The 16,123-nt window shown below is 64.6% G+C and carries 13 protein-coding genes; 6 read left to right on the top strand and 7 right to left on the bottom strand.

Annotation, left to right across the window (positions count from 1 at the left end; translation table 11 throughout):
- Positions 1-85 precede the first annotated feature (85 nt).
- The 7 genes from B348_RS0128525 to gshB form a co-directional block, all read right to left on the bottom strand.
- Positions 86-1,357, bottom strand: coding sequence for a dihydroorotase (locus B348_RS0128525; RefSeq protein WP_017739436.1), 1,272 nt, complete (start codon positions 1,355-1,357; stop codon positions 86-88).
- Positions 1,354-2,358, bottom strand: a complete 1,005-nt coding sequence (locus B348_RS0128520; RefSeq protein WP_017739435.1) for an aspartate carbamoyltransferase catalytic subunit — start codon at positions 2,356-2,358, stop codon at positions 1,354-1,356. Before B348_RS0128520 ends, B348_RS0128525 begins: the two co-directional genes overlap by 4 nt.
- Before the next feature lie 23 nt (positions 2,359-2,381).
- Positions 2,382-2,888, bottom strand: a complete 507-nt coding sequence (gene pyrR / locus B348_RS0128515) for a bifunctional pyr operon transcriptional regulator/uracil phosphoribosyltransferase PyrR (RefSeq protein WP_017739434.1) — start codon at positions 2,886-2,888, stop codon at positions 2,382-2,384.
- A gap of 73 nt (positions 2,889-2,961) precedes the next feature.
- Complete coding sequence (gene ruvX, locus B348_RS0128510) at positions 2,962-3,399, bottom strand: Holliday junction resolvase RuvX (protein ID WP_005792259.1); 438 nt, start codon at positions 3,397-3,399, stop codon at positions 2,962-2,964.
- Positions 3,399-3,968 (bottom strand): YqgE/AlgH family protein, encoded by a 570-nt coding sequence (locus tag B348_RS0128505; protein WP_017739433.1) that lies wholly within the window; start codon positions 3,966-3,968, stop codon positions 3,399-3,401. The genes ruvX and B348_RS0128505 overlap by 1 nt, the downstream gene beginning before the upstream one ends.
- Before the next feature lie 94 nt (positions 3,969-4,062).
- On the bottom strand, positions 4,063-4,968 hold the full coding sequence (locus tag B348_RS0128500; protein ID WP_017739432.1) for an energy transducer TonB: 906 nt from the start codon (positions 4,966-4,968) through the stop codon (positions 4,063-4,065).
- Between the two features lie 77 nt (positions 4,969-5,045).
- Positions 5,046-5,999 carry a glutathione synthase gene (gshB, locus tag B348_RS0128495; protein ID WP_017739431.1) on the bottom strand — a complete coding sequence of 318 codons (954 nt, stop codon included), beginning with the start codon at positions 5,997-5,999 and terminating at the stop codon, positions 5,046-5,048.
- A gap of 239 nt (positions 6,000-6,238) precedes the next feature.
- Between gshB and pilG the strand changes: the two genes are divergently transcribed.
- The 6 genes from pilG (at position 6,239) to B348_RS0128465 (ending at position 16,071) form a co-directional block, all read left to right on the top strand.
- On the top strand, positions 6,239-6,646 hold the full coding sequence (gene pilG, locus B348_RS0128490; protein ID WP_026137140.1) for a twitching motility response regulator PilG: 408 nt from the start codon (positions 6,239-6,241) through the stop codon (positions 6,644-6,646).
- Between the two features lie 46 nt (positions 6,647-6,692).
- On the top strand, positions 6,693-7,058 hold the full coding sequence (gene pilH, locus B348_RS0128485; protein WP_017739429.1) for a twitching motility response regulator PilH: 366 nt from the start codon (positions 6,693-6,695) through the stop codon (positions 7,056-7,058).
- 12 nt (positions 7,059-7,070) lie between these two features.
- On the top strand, positions 7,071-7,595 hold the full coding sequence (locus B348_RS0128480) for a chemotaxis protein CheW (RefSeq protein WP_017739428.1): 525 nt from the start codon (positions 7,071-7,073) through the stop codon (positions 7,593-7,595).
- Entirely contained in the window at positions 7,592-9,643 is a 2,052-nt protein-coding gene (locus tag B348_RS0128475; protein ID WP_017739427.1) for a methyl-accepting chemotaxis protein, read from the top strand. Before B348_RS0128480 ends, B348_RS0128475 begins: the two co-directional genes overlap by 4 nt.
- Before the next feature lie 160 nt (positions 9,644-9,803).
- On the top strand, positions 9,804-15,623 hold the full coding sequence (locus tag B348_RS0128470) for an Hpt domain-containing protein (protein ID WP_017739426.1): 5,820 nt from the start codon (positions 9,804-9,806) through the stop codon (positions 15,621-15,623).
- Positions 15,616-16,071, top strand: coding sequence for a chemotaxis protein CheW (locus B348_RS0128465; RefSeq protein WP_017739425.1), 456 nt, complete (start codon positions 15,616-15,618; stop codon positions 16,069-16,071). The genes B348_RS0128470 and B348_RS0128465 overlap by 8 nt, the downstream gene beginning before the upstream one ends.
- Positions 16,072-16,123: the final 52 nt, after the last annotated feature.

The following is a 16,123-nucleotide window of genomic DNA, read 5'->3' as shown; positions in this document are numbered from 1 at the left end:
GGTGTGTCAGGCAGACCGAGGTGATGCTATCGCGGGCAAGCCAGCTCCCACATTGAACCGTGCCCACTGTTAGGTATGGGGCTTATCAGGCCTGGTAGGTGATCCGGCCGTCGACCAAGGTGTAACGCACCGCCGCCGGCAGGCTATGGCCCATGAACGGGCAATTCTCACCCTTCGACAGCCAATGCTCGCCCGCCACGGTGGAGCTGGCCGGGTCGAACAGCACCACGTCCGCTGCCGCACCCACTGCCAATTTTCCAGCTGGCAGGCGCAACGCCTCGGCCGGGCCTGCACTCAGGCGTGCCAGCAGTGTCGGCAAGTCCAGCAGGCCTTCTTCCACCAACGTCATCGCTAACGGCAACAACAGCTCGACGCTGCTGATCCCCGGCTCTGTCGCGCCAAACGGCGCCAGCTTGGCATCACGCTCATGGGGCTGGTGGTGGCTGGAAATCGCCGAAACCACACCGGATTTAACCGCCGCGCGCAGACCGTCACGGTCGGCCCGAGTGCGCAGCGGCGGCTGCACGTGGTACAGGCTGGAGAAGTCGATCAGCGCCTCGTCCGTCAGAATCAGCTGATACAACGCCACATCCGCCGTCACCGGCAAGCCACGGGCCTGGGCCTGGGCGATCAGGGCCACGCCCCGTGCGCTGGTCAGCTGGCTGAAGTGCGCGCGCACGCCGCTTTGTTCCACCAGGAGCAGGTCGCGGGCCAGGGCCACGGTCTCGGCGGTCTCGGGGATGCCCGGCAGGCCGAGGAAGCTGGCCACGGCGCCTTCATGGGCCAGGCCGCCTTCGGCCAGGTCGCGGTCCTGGGAGTGGAAGATCACCGTCAGGTCAAAGGTGGCCGCGTATTCCAGGGCACGCAACAACGTACGGGTGCTGCGGAAACTCTCCAGGCCGTTGCCGAAGGCCACGCAACCGGCGTCGCGCAGGGCGATCAGTTCGGCGAGTTGTGCACCTTCCAGGCCTTTGCTCAGGGCGCCGATGGGGAACACTTTGCAGTTGCCGGCTTCACGGGCGCGGTCGAGGATCAGCTCGGTCACCGCCGAGGTGTCGAGGATCGGCTTGGTGTGCGGCGGGCAGCACAGGCTGGTCACGCCACCGGCCGCAGCGGCGCGGGTTTCGCTGATGATGCTGCCTTTGCGGCTGTAGCCCGGTTCGCGCAGGGCGACGTTCAGGTCCACCAGGCCAGGCGCGGCCACCAGGCCTGTGGCGTCGATGGTTTCCACCGGGCTGAAACCGGCAGGTGCAGCGCCGATGGCAATGATCTTGCCGGCTTCCAGGTGCAGATCGGTAACTTGATCCAGGCCACTGGCCGGATCGATGACGCGGGCGCCGAGGATGCTGAGCTTCACTGGGCGTTCTCCTGCTCGAATTGACGTTGCGCGGTTTGCCCGCTCATGGCCATGGACAGCACGGCCATGCGGATGGCGATGCCGTAGGTGACCTGGTTCAGGATTACCGATTGCGGACCGTCGGCCACCGCCGACTCAATCTCCACGCCACGGTTGATCGGGCCCGGGTGCATCACGATGGCATCCGGCTTGGCGCCGGCCAAACGTGCGGTGGTCAGGCCGAACAGGCGGTAGAACTCACCTTCGCTCGGCAGCAGGCCACCGGCCATGCGCTCGCGTTGCAGGCGCAGCATGATCACCACGTCCACATCCTTGAGGCCTTCGGCCATGTCGGTGTAGACCTTCACGCCGTACTGCTCGATACCCACCGGCAGCAGGGTTTTTGGCGCGATCACGCGGATGTCCGGGCAACCCAGGGTTTTCAGGGCCAGCATGTTCGAGCGCGCCACACGTGAGTGCAGGATGTCGCCGACGATGGCCACCGAAAGGTTTTCAAAGCTGCCCTTGTGCCGACGGATGGTGAGCATGTCGAGCATGCCCTGGGTCGGGTGGGCGTGACGGCCATCGCCGCCGTTGATGATCGCGACCTGCGGGCACACGTGCTCGGCGATGAAGTGCGCGGCGCCGGAGTCAGCGTGGCGCACCACGAACATGTCGGCGGCCATGGCTTCGAGGTTGCGCAGGGTGTCGAGCAGGGTTTCGCCCTTGCTCGCCGACGAGGTGGACACGTTCAGCGTGATCACGTCGGCCGACAGCCGTTGGGCCGCCAGTTCAAAGGTGGTGCGGGTGCGGGTGGAGTTCTCGAAGAACACATTGCAGATGGTCTTGCCGCGCAGCAGCGGGACCTTCTTCACCGCGCGGCCACCGACTTCGAGGAACGAGTCGGCGGTGTCGAGGATTTCAGTGAGCAGCTCGCGGGGCAAACCGTCGAGGGACAAGAAGTGTTGCAACTGACCCTGAGCATTGAGCTGCAGCGGGCGCTTGGCATCTAGAGGCGTCATCGCGGGGACTCTTTACAAGGGGTTTAAAGGGCGAGGTCTTGCAGTTCGAGTTCGAGCGGCGTGGGACCGGACAATTTTACCCGCTGGTGGGGCGCCAGCGACAGCGTCGCGCCGACCACATCCGGGCTGATCGGCAATTCGCCGGCGTCCAGGTCCAGCAGGCAGACCAGCGTCACGCTGGCCGGGCGGCCGTAGTCGAACAGTTCGTTCATGGCGGCGCGGATGGTACGGCCGCTCATCAGCACGTCGTCGATCAGCACCAGGTGCTGGCCTTCGATCTCGAACGGCAGGGCCGAAGGGCGCACTTGCGGGTGCAGGCCGTTCTGGCTGAAGTCGTCGCGGTAGAAGGACACGTCCAGGGTGCCGAGGGGCGAATCGCTGCCCAGCGCTTCCAGCAATGCCTGGGCGACCCACACACCGCCGGTGCGAATGCCGATGAAGCGCGGCTCGCTGATGTTGCGGTGTTCCAGATGGGCCGTGAGGCGGGTGGCCATCTGGCTGATCAGTTCGGCGGGGTTCGGCAGGCTCATGCAGGCTCCTTCAGGACCTACGCGCAGGCAAGGTCCGGGCTCAAACGTAAAAAGACGCGGCAAGCCGCGTCAGTCAGGATTCAAATAAAGCGGTGTTTTCATCCAGCCAACCCTGCAACAGCAAGGCGGCGGCGATGGCGTCCACGGGGTTGTCGCGGTAGCTGCCTTTCTGGCCGCCACGGTCGCGGCGTTCACCCTTGGCTTCAAAGGTGGTCAGGCGTTCGTCGTGGGTATAGAAGGGCAGGTTGTAGCGGCCATTGAGGCGGCGGGCGAATTTTTCGGCGCGCAGGCACATGTCGCTGGGGGTGCCGTCCATGTTCAGGGGCAGGCCGACCACCACGGCGTCGGGCTTCCACTCCTTGATCAGGGCTTCGACCTGGTTCCAGTCGGGTATGCCGTTCTGGGCTTTCAAGGTGCACAGCTCGCGGGCCTGGCCGGTGATGACCTGGCCGACCGCTACGCCGATCTGTTTGGTGCCGTAGTCAAAGCCGAGGATCAAACGCAAAGCCATCAGGCGTGCCCCGCCTGGCTGGTCAGCAGGTTGAGGTTGACGCGCAGCTTGGCGGCGGCCGCCTCCAGGCGCAGCTCGACGGGGGTGTTGAACAGGATGTCGGCGTCAAACGGGCAGCTCAGCCAGGCGTTGCTGGCCAGTTCCGCTTCCAGTTGCCCGGCTTCCCAACCGGCGTAGCCGAGGGTGATCACGCTTTGTTCGGGGCCCACGCCGTCGGCGATGGCGAACAGCACGTCCTGGGACGTGGACAGTGACACACCGTCAAGGTCGACCGTGGCCTGGAATTTCGGCCCGGTGGGGTGCAGCACAAAACCGCGATCGGTCTGCACCGGCCCGCCGATGTAGATCGGCACATGCTGGCAGCGGGCCGGCGGGTCGATCTCCGGGCGCAGTTGCTCAAGAATGTCCGCCAGGTTCAGCGCTTGCGGGCGGTTCACCACCAGCCCCATGGCACCATTGGCCGTGTGCTCGACGATATAGGTCAAGGTCTGCGCAAAGTTCGGGTCGGCCATGTGGGGCATGGCGATCAGGAATTGGTGCTTGAGGTAGGTCGGGCTGACGTTTTTCATGTCCGCTAGTGTGGCGTTGGAGGGGCGAACTGACAAGCCTGATCATCGGTGGGCACCCGCCTGTGGCGAGGGAGCAAGCTCCCTCGCCACAGGGTTAGTTGCTGGAGAGGCGGTCACCCTTGGCGAACTTCCAGGTGCGGATGATTTCCAGGCGGTCGATATCGTTCAAGTCCCCGGTAAACGGCGCAAACGGTGCAGCCAGGCGCACGATGCGTTGGGCGGCCTGGTCCAGCAGCGGTTGGCCGGAGGATTCGAGCACCTGCACCTCATATAACGAACCATCGCGGTTGATCGACACCAACAAGCGCAAATTGCCATATATCTGCTGGCGGCGGGCTTCGTCCGGGTAGTTGAGGTTGCCGATGCGCTCGACCTTCTTGCGCCATTCGTCCTTATACCAGGCGCCCTTGTCGCGCATGGTCGAGGCCGCGTTCAGGCGGTAGATACGCGGGCGCTTGGCATAGAGCTGTTGTTCATTGGCCAGTTCGGCTTCCAGGCTAGAGATCTGGTCGGATAGCTGCGAGCTGTCGAAGGTCGGTGCCGGCTTGGCGGGCTCGGGTTTGGGCTCGGTCTTGGCTTTTTCGGGCTGGGTCGGGGCTTTTTGCGGCTTGGGCGCCACGGTGGTCACGGTGGCCTTGGGCGCTGCCTGCTTGACCTCTGGCTTGGGCGTCGGTGGCGGGGTGACTTTATTGACCTTGTTGTCCTGGAACGGCGCCACTTCGGTGGTCTTGGGCACCGCTTTCTTGTCCAGGGTGCCGCTGCCCTGCTGGTTGTCCTGGGCGAGAAAGTCGGCCTTTTCGGGCGCCTTTTCGCTCTTGAACGTGGCGAGGGTGATTTCCAGGGTGCGGGTGATCTGCTTGGGCTCGACCAGGGTGAAGCCGATGCCGAGGATCAGGGCCAGGTGAATCAGCGCCGCCAGGAACAGGGTGAATCCGAGCCGATCAGCCGGGCGCACGCCGCTGTGGGAGAGTTCGGGAGGCAGATCGGACGGGAGTGTCATGACAAAGGAACCAACATCGCGCGTTTCACAGGTGGCGCATGATAACGCAATGTTGGTTTGTGTCCGGCTGTTCTATGTCACTTGGCTTGCAGCTTGCGCTCGATGGCGGCCATCAGCATCTCACCGATGTTGGTGCCGAACGCGTTGTCGATCTCGCGGATGCAGGTGGGGCTGGTGACGTTGATTTCCGTCAGGTGCTCGCCGATGACGTCCAAGCCTACAAACAGCAGTCCCTTTTCCCGCAGGGTTGGACCCACTTGCGAAGCAATCCAGCGGTCCTTGTCCGACAACGGCCGGGCTTCACCACGGCCACCGGCCGCCAGGTTGCCCCGGGTCTCGCCGGCTGCCGGGATGCGCGCCAGGCAGTAATCCACCGGCTCGCCGTCGATCATCAGGATGCGCTTGTCGCCGTCCTTGATCGCTGGCAGGTAGGCCTGGCCCATGATCTGCTGGGTGCCCAGGGCCGTCAGGGTTTCGAGGATCACCGACAGGTTCGGGTCGCCGGCGCGGTGACGGAAGATCGAGGTGCCGCCCATGCCGTCCAGCGGCTTGAGGATCACATCACCGTGCTTGGCGGCAAACTCACGCAGCACGTCGGCGCGGCGGCTGACCACGGTCGGCGGCGTGCACTGTGGGAACAGGGTGGCAAACAGCTTTTCATTGCAGTCGCGCAGGCTCTGCGGCTTGTTGACGATCAGCACGCCGGCGCGCTCGGCCTGCTCCAGCAGGTAGGTGGAGTAGACGAACTCCATGTCGAACGGCGGGTCCTTGCGCATCAGGATCACGTCGAGGTCGCTCAGCGGGCTGTCGATTTCGTCCTGCAACTCGAACCACTTTTCAGGGTTGGCGAACACCTGCAGCGGGCGCATGCGTGCACGCGCCTCGCCGTCGCCCTGGTACAGGTCGCGCTGTTCCATATAGAACAGGGTCCAGCCGCGGGCCTGGGCGGCCAGGAGCATGGCCAGCGAGCTGTCCTTTTTATAGGAAATGCTGGCGATAGGGTCCATGACAATGCCGACGCGAACGCTCATGGGGGATTTCCTCTAGCAAATTAGGGCGCATAAAAGTGGCGTCAGAGTGGCGCTGCGGCTGTTGTGGGTCAAGGAAAAACCACCTGGCCGGTTGCTCGATAGATTGCGCCCGGAGACTGTGCTAAAAAGACTGCCACGGCGCAGCAGCCCTTGAGTTCCAAGGCTTGCGGCGCCCATCCTGTGCAACATCAGGCAGTACACACCGAAAACCGATTCGCTGTGGCGATGGTAGAGCAGATATGGAACAGCATTCCAACGCCTTGAGAGTGATGGTGATCGACGATTCAAAGACGATCCGCCGCACCGCCGAAACCCTGTTGAAGAACGCAGGGTGCGAAGTCATTACGGCCATCGACGGTTTCGATGCCCTGGCGCGGATTGTTGATCATCACCCGCACATTATCTTTGTCGACATCATGATGCCGCGCCTGGATGGCTATCAGACCTGCGCCCTGGTGAAGAACAACCCGGCGTTCAAGTCGATCCCGGTGATCATGCTGTCCTCCAAGGACGGCCTGTTCGACAAGGCCAAGGGGCGTATCGTCGGTGTCGATCAGTTTTTGACCAAGCCGTTCAGCAAGGAAGAACTGCTGGGTGCGATCAAGGCCTATGTGCCTGCCTTCGCCGCAGTAGAACAAGCACACTGACACCGCCCCACAAGGGCCGGCGTCTACCAAGTTAGTGGGGAAAACCATGGCACGTGTTCTGATCGTCGACGATTCGCCGACCGAAATGTACAAACTGACCGGCATGCTGGAAAAGCATGGCCACGAGGTTCTCAAAGCCGAAAACGGCGCGGACGGCGTGGCCCTGGCCCGCCAGGAAAAACCCGACGCCGTGCTGATGGACATCGTGATGCCGGGCCTCAATGGTTTCCAGGCCACCCGTCAGCTGTCCAAGGAGCCGGAAACCAACGGGATCCCGATCATCATCATCACCACCAAGGATCAGGAAACCGACAAGATCTGGGGCGCGCGCCAAGGCGCCAAGGATTACCTGACCAAGCCGGTGGATGAAGAAACCCTGATCGCCACCCTGAACAAGGTGCTGGCCGGCTGACGGCAGGCGATCATGACCGAGTCGCAAACCGCCTTCGAGCTGTTGCTGGACATCGACCGCCGCTGCCGCTTGCTGGCCGCCGACCTGCCGTCCCAGGAAACCCGCCAGCAGGGTTGGAGCGGGATCGGGTTTCGCGTGGGTGCGCATTGGTTCGTCGCGCCGATGGGCGAAGTGGCCGAAGTCCTGCATGAGCCACGTTGCACTTTAATGCCCGGGGTCAAGGCCTGGGTCAAGGGCGTGGCTAACCTGCGTGGGCGCTTGTTGCCGGTGATGGACCTGGGTGGGTTCCTCGGCCAGGCGCTGTCCAAGGCGCGCAAGCAACGGCGTGTGTTGGTGGTGGAATACAACGACCTGTTTGTCGGGTTGTTGGTGGACGAGGTGGTGGGTATGCAGCATTTCGCACAAGACGCGCTGTTGGCGAACGCCAGCGCCGGCGCGCCATTTATCCAGGGCCAGTTCGACGGCGACCAGCTGTGGCAGGTCTTCAGCCCCTTCGCTCTGGCCCAGGCCCCAGGCTTCATGGATGTCGCCGCATGACCACCGCTACCACGCCCAAACCCCAGGCCGGCTCGCGCAGCCGCTCACAGATCATCGTGCTGTTTATCGCGCTGATCGTGTTCATCATGCTGCTGTTCGCCAACTTCGCCTACCTCAACACCCAGTCCACCTACGACAAGCAGTACATCGGCCACGCCGGTGAATTGCGCGTCTTGTCCCAGCGCATCGCCAAGAACGCCACCGAAGCCGCCGCCGGCAAAGCGGCCGCGTTCAAACTGCTGGGGGATGCGCGCAACGACTTCGCCCAGCGCTGGGGCTACCTGAAAAAAGGCGACCCGGAAACCGGCCTGCCCGCCGCCCCCAGTGCGGTACGCGCCGAGATGCGCGCGGTGCAGACCGACTGGGAAGCGCTGCTGAAAAACACCGACGCGATCCTTGCCAGCGAACAGACCGTGCTGTCCCTGCACCAGGTGGCCGCGACCCTCGCCGAAACCGTGCCGCAATTGCAGATGGAATCGGAAAAGGTCGTCGATATCCTCCTGCAACGCGGCGCCCCGGCCAGTCAGGTGGCGTTGGCCCAGCGCCAATCGTTGCTGGCCGAGCGCATCCTCGGTGCGGTCAACACCGTGCTGGCTGGCGACGAAACCGCCGTGCAGGCCGCCGACGCCTTTGGCCGCGACGCCAACCGCTTCGGCCAGGTGCTCAACGGCATGCTCCAGGGCAACGCCGGGCTGCGCATCACCCAGGTCGAAGACCGCGACGCCCGCGCGCGGCTGGCGGAGATTTCGGAGCTGTTCGAGTTTGTCTCCGGCTCCGTGGATGAAATCCTCGAAACCTCGCCGCAACTGTTTCAGGTGCGCGCCTCGGCGAGCAATATCTTCAACCTCTCGCAAACCCTGCTCGATGAAGCCTCGCACCTGGCCACCGGGTTCGAAAACCTCGCCAGCGGGCGCACCTTCGACACCATCGGCGGCTACGTCCTCGGTTTGCTGGCGCTGGCTTCGATCATCCTGATCGGCCTGGTGATGGTGCGTGAAACCAACCGCCAGCTGCACGAAACCGCCGAGAAGAACGAGCGCAACCAGAACGCGATCATGCGCCTGCTGGATGAAATCGAAGACCTGGCCGACGGCGACCTCACCGTGACCGCCTCGGTGACCGAAGACTTCACCGGCACCATCGCCGATTCGATCAACTATTCCGTGGACCAACTGCGCGACCTGGTCGCCACCATCAACCTCACCGCCGGCCAGGTTGCCGGCGCGGTGCAGGACACCCAGGCCACCGCCATGCACCTGGCCCAGGCCTCGGAGCATCAGGCCCAGCAGATTGCCGAAGCGTCCACGGCGATCAACCAGATGGCCCAGTCCATCGACCAGGTCTCGGCCAACGCCGCCGAATCGTCGGCGGTGGCAGAGCGCTCGGTGGAGATCGCCAACAAGGGCAACGAGGTGGTGCACAACACCATCCACGGCATGGACAACATTCGTGAGCAGATCCAGGACACCGCCAAGCGCATCAAGCGCCTGGGCGAGTCGTCCCAGGAGATTGGCGACATCGTCAGCCTGATCGACGACATCGCCGACCAGACCAACATCCTCGCCCTCAACGCCGCGATCCAGGCCAGCATGGCCGGGGATGCCGGGCGCGGTTTTGCGGTGGTTGCCGATGAAGTGCAGCGCCTGGCCGAACGCTCGTCCGCGGCCACGCGGCAGATCGAAACCCTGGTGCGGGCGATCCAGGCCGACACCAACGAAGCGGTCATCTCCATGGAGCAGACCACCACCGAAGTGGTGCGCGGTGCACGGCTGGCGCAAGACGCCGGCGTGGCCCTGGAAGAGATCGAAGGCGTGTCGAAAACCCTGGCGGCGCTGATCCAGAGCATCTCCAATGCGGCGCAGCAACAGACCTCGTCGGCGGGGCAGATCTCGCTGACGATGAACGTGATCCAGCAGATCACCAGCCAGACGTCGTCGGGCTCGACCGCCACCGCCGAGAGCATCGGCAACCTGGCAAAGATGGCCAGCCAGTTGCGCAGGTCGGTGTCGGGTTTCACCTTGCCACCCGCAAAGCAGGCCGACCATTGAAATGCGGAACCCCTGTGGGAGCTGGCTTGCCTGCGATAGCGGTCTTCCAGTCGACATCTGTTTAGCTGACCCACCGCCATCGCAGGCAAGCCAGCTCCCACAATAGATCTCCATTGTTCCTGGCAATACCTGCAACTCAAAAATTCTCACCGGAGTGAATATGGTTGATCGGCACGACTACGTGGCCCTCGAATGGGTCAAGGGCGACATTGCCGAAACCCTGAAACAGGCCCGTTCGGCGCTGGACGCGTTTGTCGAAACCGGCGACAGCGCCGTTATCGCCCAGTGCCTGGCCGGTATCCACCAGGTGCATGGCGCCCTGCAAATGGTCGAGTTCTACGGCGCGGCGTTGCTGGCCGAAGAGATCGAACACCTGGCCTTGGCGTTCCAGGCCGGGCAGGTCAGCCAGCGCGACGAAAGCATCCGCCTCCTGCAACAGGCCCTCAGCCAACTGCCGCTGTACCTCGACCGCGTCCATAGCGCCCGCCGCGACTTGCCGCTGGTGGTGCTGCCGCTGCTCAACGACCTGCGCAGTGCACGGGGTGAAAGCCTGCTGTCGGAAACCAGCCTGTTCAGCCCGCAACTGCTGTCGATCGCACCGCTCTCCGACGAAGCCCTGGCCCAACGCGCGACGCCCGACCTGCAAGCGCAACTGCGCCAGTGGCACCAACTGCTGCAACAAGCCCTCGCCGGGTTGCTGCGCGAAGACCATGGCCCGAGCAACCTGGAAGACATGGCGCGGGTGTTCGCCCGCCTCGAAGCCCTGTGCCAGGGCGCGCCGTTGTTGCCGCTGTGGCAAGTCACCTCGGCGCTGGTCGAAGGCATGCTCACCGGCGTGGTCGCCAACAGCCCGGCGCTGCGCAGCCTGCTCAAGGCCAGTGACAAACAACTCAAGCGCCTGCTGGCCCAGGGCATTGGCGGGATCAACCAGCCGGCGCCGGATGACTTGCTCAAGAGCCTGTTGTTCTACGTGGCCAAAGTCACCCGGCCGACGCCGCGCATGCAAAGCCTCAAGGAACGTTACGGCCTGGATGAAGCCTTGCCCGACAGCGCGGTGGTGGATGCCGAGCGCGCGCGGCTGGCCGGGCCGGATCGCAATGCCATGGGCTCGGTGCTCGGCGCCTTGTGCGAAGAACTGGTGCGGGTCAAGGAACGCCTCGACCTGTTCGTGCGCAGTGACCGCCAGCACACCAGCGACCTCGATGCACTGCTCGCGCCGCTGCGGCAGATCGCCGACACCCTCGCGGTGCTGGGTTTCGGTCAGCCGCGCAAAGTCATCATCGACCAGCTCGCCGTGGTGCTGAGCCTGGCCCAGGGCCAACGTGAACCCAGCGACGCCGTGCTGATGGACGTCGCCGGCGCATTGCTCTACGTCGAAGCGACGCTGGCGGGCATGGCTGGTACGGTCGAGCCCGATAGCCGCGAAGAAAGCCGCTTGCCCACCACCGACCTGACGCAGATCCACCAGTTGGTGATCCGCGAATCCTGCCAGTGCCTGCGCCAGGCCAAAGAGCTGGTGATCGACTGCCTGGAAGCCGATTGGGACCCTCAGCGCCTGGAATCCCTGCCGGAACTGCTCAGCCAGGTGCGCGGCGCGTTGGCGATGATCCCGCTGCCACGGGCGGCGAGCCTGATGCGCGGGTGCACCGACTACGTCGATGAAGAACTGATGCTCAATGACACGGCGCCGTCCGCGGACGACCTGGCGCATTTCGCCGACGTGATCAGCAGCCTGGAGTACTACCTCGAACGCATGCTCCAAGACCCCGACGCCGACGGCGAACGGGTCTTGGAAACCGCCACCCAGGCCTTGGCGGCGCTGGGTTACCTGCCGGCGGAAAAACCCTGGCGCCAAGCGCTGGTGGCGCCGGACGGTGCGTTGTCCACCGAGGCGGCGCCGAGCCAGTCGCAGTTCGACGCGCTGGCCAACCCGACGTCGCGCCTCAACCCGCCCGCGCTGCAACGCCCGGGCAGCCTGCTGCCGCCACCGGCCGACGAAGAACCCATCGACGACGAACTGCGTGAAGTCTTCCTCGAAGAGACGGATGAAGTCCTTGAAGTGCTGCACCGCCATCTGTCCAGCACGGCTGATAAAACCGCCCTGGGCGAAATGCGTCGTGCCTTCCACACCTTGAAAGGCAGCGGCCGCATGGTGCGTGCCCTGGTCTTGGCGGAGCTGGCCTGGGCCGTGGAAAACCTGCTCAACCGTGTGCTGGAACGCAGCGTGGCCCTGGGCCCCGAGGTCCAGCAGGTACTGGATGAAGCGGTGGCCCTGCTACCGGAACTGATCGCCGACTTTGCCACCGACGGCCAACACCAGCGCGACGAAGTCGACGCCCTGGCCGCCCGCGCCCACGCGTTGGCCAGTGGCACCGCCGTGCCGGCTGCCGAACCCCATGACCCGATGCTGCTGGAGATCTTCCGCAACGAAGCCCAGAGCCATCTGGACAGCCTCAACCACTTCCTGCAACAAGCCACCGAACACCTGCCGCTGCAAGTCAGCGATGAACTGCAACGCGCCCTGCACACCCTGAAGGGCAGTGCGTACATGGCCGGCGTGTTGCCCATCGCCGAACTGGCGCGGCCGCTGGATCACCTGACCCGCGAATACAAGGCGCATCGCCTGCCGCTGGACCTGGATGAAGTGGAGCTGTTGCTGGAGGCCGAAGGCCTGTTCCAGCGCGGCCTGCGCCACTTGGATCGCGACCCGCTGGCGCCGATCAAAGGCGCGCCGGACCTGATCGAGCGCATCCAGGCCCTGCTCGACCGGCAACTGGCCGCCTTGCTCGACGCGCCCAACACCGGCCTGCGGATCAAGCGCGACCCGCAACTGATCGCCAACTTCCTGGCCCAGGGCATGGACATCCTGCTCGACGCCGAAACCCTGCTGCGCCGTTGGCAGCAGCACCCCGGCGAGCGCCAGGAACTCACCGCGCTGCTGGACGAGCTGACCACGCTGGGGGAGGGCGCGCACATCGCCGACCTGCACGCCATCGACGAACTGTGCGAAGCCTTGCTCGACCTGTATGGCGCCGTGGAAGAGAGCAGCCTGGCGGTCAGCGAGCGCTTCTTCCATGAGGCCGAACTGGCCCATGAAGCGCTGATCAACATGCTTGACCAACTCGCTGCCGGCCAGGAGATCAGCCCGGTGCCGGCCCGCTTGCAAGCCCTGCGCGAGCTGCTGGACGAAGCCCTCGACCCGTCCGCCACCGGCCTGGTCAAAAGCGACGGCAGCCGCGCGCTGAGCATCGCCGAACTGGGCGCCGCCACGGCGCAGCTGGAGCAGGACACGGCGGTGGACGATGAGATCGTCGAGATCTTCCTCGAAGAAGCCGTGGACATCCTCGACAGCGCCGGGCAGTCCCTCAAGCGCTGGCTGCTGGAGCCCGACGGCGTCGCGCCGCTGTCCTCGCTGCAACGGGACATGCACACCCTCAAGGGCGGCGCGCGCATGGCCGAAATCGCCCCGGTGGCCGAGCTGGCCCATGAGCTGGAAAACCTTTACGAAGGCTTGGTGGACCGTCGCTACAGCTACTGCGCCGAGTTGTCCCAGGTGCTGATGGCCTGCCACGAACGGCTGGCCCTGCAACTGGACCAACTGCAACAGCAGCAGCCCCTGAGCGACAGCGCGGAGCTGGTGGCCAAGGTGCGGGCATTGCGCCAGAGCACGCCACCGGCCGCTGCGGCCCAGGCCGTGGAAAGCCCCGGCGCCGACCCCGAGCTGCTGGATATTTTCCTCGAAGAAGCCGCCGATATTCTCGACAGCTCCGGCAGCGCCCTGTTGCGCTGGCAGGCCGAACCGGGCAACCGCCAGGAAGTCGAAACCCTGCTGCGTGACCTGCACACCCTCAAGGGCGGCGCGCGCATGGTCGAGATCGGGCCGATTGGCGATCTGGCCCACGAGCTGGAATTTCTCTACGAAGGCTTGTCGGCCGGCTTGCTGGCGCCGTCGGCGGAATTGTTTGCCCTGCTGCAAGGCTGCCACGACCGTTTGGCGCAGATGATCGACGCGGTGGCGGACGGCTTGCCGGTGGGTTCGGTGGACAAACTCATCGAGCGCATCAAAAGCCTGGTGCACCCGAGCGCCGAGCCGGTGGTGCCGGTGGCGTTGCCGGCGAACAAGGCTGAGGCGGTGGTGGAGCCTGCGGCCGACATGGTGAAGATCTCCGCCGAGTTGCTGGATGACCTGGTCAACCTGGCGGGCGAAACCTCGATCTTCCGTGGCCGCATCGAGCAGCAGGTCAACGATGCACGCATTGCGCTGAGCGAGGTGGAAACCACCATCGAGCGCATGCGCGACCAACTGCGCCGCCTCGACACCGAAACCCAGGGCCGCATCCTCAGCCGCCAGCAGGCCGAGGCCGAACGCCTGGGTTATGAAGAATTCGATCCGCTGGAAATGGACCGCCATTCCCAGTTGCAGCAACTGTCGCGGGCGTTGTCCGAATCGGCCTCTGACTTGCTCGACCTCAAGGACACCCTCGACCGGCGCAACAGCGATGCCCACGACCTGTTGCAGCAACAGGCGCGTATCAATACCGAATTGCAGGAAGGCCTGATGCGCACGCGCATGGTGCCGTTCGAACGCATGCTGCCGCGCCTCAAGCGCATCGTGCGCCAAGTGGCGGGCGAGCTGGGCAAGGACGTGGAATTCATCGTCGGCAACGCCGAAGGCGAGATGGACCGCAACGTGCTGGAACGCATGGCGGCGCCGCTGGAACATATGCTGCGCAACGCCGTGGACCATGGCCTGGAATCCCGCGATGCGCGCCTGCTGGCGGGTAAGCCGGAGAAGGGCCGTATCACCCTGGACCTGACCCACGAAGGCGGCGACATCGTCTTCGACATGCGCGACGACGGCGCCGGTGTGCCGCTGGAAGCGGTGCGGCGCAAGGCGATCAAGCGTGGTTTGCTTGCGCCGGACCAGGAGATCAGCGACCGCGATGTGTTGCAGTTCATCCTGCAACCGGGGTTTTCCACGGCGGAAAAGATCACGCAGATTTCCGGGCGCGGCGTGGGCATGGACGTGGTGCATGAAGAAGTGCGCCAACTGGGTGGCTCGATGTTTATCGAGTCGACGCCGGGGGTGGGCGTGCACTTTCGCATTCGCTTGCCGTTCACCGTGTCGGTCAACCGCGCGTTGATGGTGCTGTGCGCGGACGATCAATACGCGATCCCGCTCAACACCATCGAAGGCCTGGTGCGGGTCATGCCCCATGAGCTGGCCGGGCACTATCAGCAAGACCCGCCGCGTTATGAATACGCCGGCCAGCGCTACGAATTGTTCTACCTGGGCGACCTGCTGCACACCGTCGGCCGGCCGAAACTGCTCGGCCAGTACCAGCCGGTGCCGGTGCTGTTGGTGCAGTGCAACGAGCGGCGCGTGGCGATCCATGTGGATGCCATGGCGGGCACGCGGGAGATCGTGGTCAAGGGCCTGGGCCCGCAGTTTGCCGGGGTGCAGGGCTTGTCCGGCGCGACCATCCTCGGCGATGGCCGCGTGGTGCTGATCATCGACCTGCTCGCGCACATCCGCGCCCGCCAACCGGCCATGCCGGCGCAGGCGGTGGATGCGCCGCTGGTGCTCAACGACCCGCTGAAAAAACGCCCGCTGCTGGTGCTGGTGGTGGACGACTCGGTCACCGTGCGCAAAGTCACCAGCCGCCTGCTGGAACGCAACGGCATGAACGTACTCACCGCCAAGGACGGCATCGACGCCATCGCCGTGCTCGAAGAACACACCCCGGACCTGATGCTGCTCGACATCGAAATGCCGCGCATGGACGGCTTCGAAGTGGCCATCCAGGTGCGCAACGACCCGCGCCTGATGCGCCTGCCGATCATCATGATCACCTCGCGCACCGGCCAGAAACACCGCGACCGCGCCATGGCCATCGGCGTCAACGACTACCTCGGCAAGCCGTACCAAGAGTCGGTGCTGCTGGAAAGCATCGCCTACTGGAGCAAGTCCCATGCTTGACCACCGCACCAGCCAACTCACCGGCCTGCTGCTGCCATTGGCCGACCGTCATCTGGTGCTGCCCAACGTGGCCATCGCCGAGCTGATCGACTACCAGCGCGGCGAACCCGCCAGCGACGCGCCGCCGTGGTACCTGCGGCAAGTGACCTGGCGTGACCGGCAATTGCCGTTGATCAGCTTTGAAGCGGTGTGCGGTGAAGCGGTGGTGACGGGGGAGCGTTCGCGGATCGTGGTGCTGAACACCTTGGGTGGGCGGCCGACGTTGAAGTTTATTGCGCTGGTGATCCAGGGGATTCCCCGATCCTACAAGCTGGATAGCCAGTTGAGTTATGTGGATGTACCGTTGTGTGCGCTGGAGCTGGCGGCGGTGCAGGTGGGGGAACATGTGGCGAAGGTGCCGGATTTGTTGGGATTGGAAGCGCTGTTGGTGGAGTCCGGCCTGGCCTGATCGCAAGCCCTGTGAAGATCGAATGTGGGAGCTGGCTTGCCTGCGATAGCGG

The sequence above is a fragment of the Pseudomonas sp. CBZ-4 genome, assembly GCF_000346755.1.
Lineage (GTDB): Bacteria > Pseudomonadota > Gammaproteobacteria > Pseudomonadales > Pseudomonadaceae > Aquipseudomonas.
Note: the sequence above shows the minus strand (reverse complement) of the source record. Positions and strands in the feature narration are given on the sequence as shown.

Excerpts from the sequence above, each read along its gene's own strand:
- B348_RS0128520 (WP_017739435.1), bottom strand. The coding sequence starts at position 2,358 with ATGACGCCTCTAGATGCCAAGCGCCCGCTGCAGCTCAATGCTCAGGGT.
- pyrR (WP_017739434.1), bottom strand. The coding sequence starts at position 2,888 with ATGAGCCTGCCGAACCCCGCCGAACTGATCAGCCAGATGGCCACCCGC.
- ruvX (WP_005792259.1), bottom strand. The coding sequence starts at position 3,399 with ATGGCTTTGCGTTTGATCCTCGGCTTTGACTACGGCACCAAACAGATC.
- B348_RS0128505 (WP_017739433.1), bottom strand. The coding sequence starts at position 3,968 with ATGAAAAACGTCAGCCCGACCTACCTCAAGCACCAATTCCTGATCGCC.
- B348_RS0128500 (WP_017739432.1), bottom strand. The coding sequence starts at position 4,968 with ATGACACTCCCGTCCGATCTGCCTCCCGAACTCTCCCACAGCGGCGTG.
- gshB (WP_017739431.1), bottom strand. The coding sequence starts at position 5,999 with ATGAGCGTTCGCGTCGGCATTGTCATGGACCCTATCGCCAGCATTTCC.
- pilG (WP_026137140.1), top strand. The coding sequence starts at position 6,239 with ATGGAACAGCATTCCAACGCCTTGAGAGTGATGGTGATCGACGATTCA.
- pilH (WP_017739429.1), top strand. The coding sequence starts at position 6,693 with ATGGCACGTGTTCTGATCGTCGACGATTCGCCGACCGAAATGTACAAA.
- B348_RS0128480 (WP_017739428.1), top strand. The coding sequence starts at position 7,071 with ATGACCGAGTCGCAAACCGCCTTCGAGCTGTTGCTGGACATCGACCGC.
- B348_RS0128475 (WP_017739427.1), top strand. The coding sequence starts at position 7,592 with ATGACCACCGCTACCACGCCCAAACCCCAGGCCGGCTCGCGCAGCCGC.
- B348_RS0128470 (WP_017739426.1), top strand. The coding sequence starts at position 9,804 with ATGGTTGATCGGCACGACTACGTGGCCCTCGAATGGGTCAAGGGCGAC.
- B348_RS0128465 (WP_017739425.1), top strand. The coding sequence starts at position 15,616 with ATGCTTGACCACCGCACCAGCCAACTCACCGGCCTGCTGCTGCCATTG.